Here is a 574-nt window from a genome sequence, read left to right as displayed (position 1 = left end):
GCGCCCTGGGCGTGCAGGGCCGCATCAAAAGCCCCACCTATGCCGTGGTGGAGCCGCACGAGGCGCCCAACCTCTCGATCTGGCACTTCGACTTCTACCGTTTCGACGACCCGCGCGAGTGGGAAGACGCGGGTTTCAGGGACATTTTTGCCAACCCGGGCCTCAAGGTGGCAGAATGGCCGGAAAAGGCTGCAGCGCTTACCCCGCCTGCCGACCTTGCTATCCACATTGAAGCAATGGATGACACCGAAAGGAAAGTCACGCTGCACGCCCACACCGCCGCCGGGCGCGCGCTGCTGCAAGGACTCTGACACACCGTGAACGCCCCCCCCATGCCCGCCCCCCCTGCCAGACCGCCCTCGCGCCGCGCTGTGCTGCAGGCCGGAAGCCTGGTGCTGTTGCTGGGCACCCAGCACATCGCACGGGGCGCCACCATCGTGGCAGTGCGCGTGTGGCCCGCACCCGAGTATTCGCGCGTGACCATCGAATCCGATGGGGCGCTGGTGGCCAAGCAGTTTTTCGTGACCACGCCGCCACGCCTGGCGGTGGACATCGAGGGCATCGACCTCAGCCC

General features: G+C 66.9%; 1 protein-coding gene and 1 pseudogene. Both read left to right on the top strand.

Annotated elements, in window-relative coordinates:
- Window positions 1-311, top strand: a 311-nt coding sequence (tsaE, locus tag DBV10_RS06680; protein WP_124512079.1) for a tRNA (adenosine(37)-N6)-threonylcarbamoyltransferase complex ATPase subunit type 1 TsaE, incomplete at its 5' end; no start/stop codon positions are given.
- 21 nt (window positions 312-332) lie between these two features.
- A pseudogene (locus DBV10_RS06675) lies at window positions 333-574 on the top strand (AMIN domain-containing protein); the annotation flags it as partial.

Source organism: Acidovorax sp. FJL06 (genome assembly GCF_003852545.1).
Lineage (GTDB): Bacteria > Pseudomonadota > Gammaproteobacteria > Burkholderiales > Burkholderiaceae_C > Acidovorax.
This window is presented reverse-complemented; position numbering and strand designations above follow the sequence as displayed.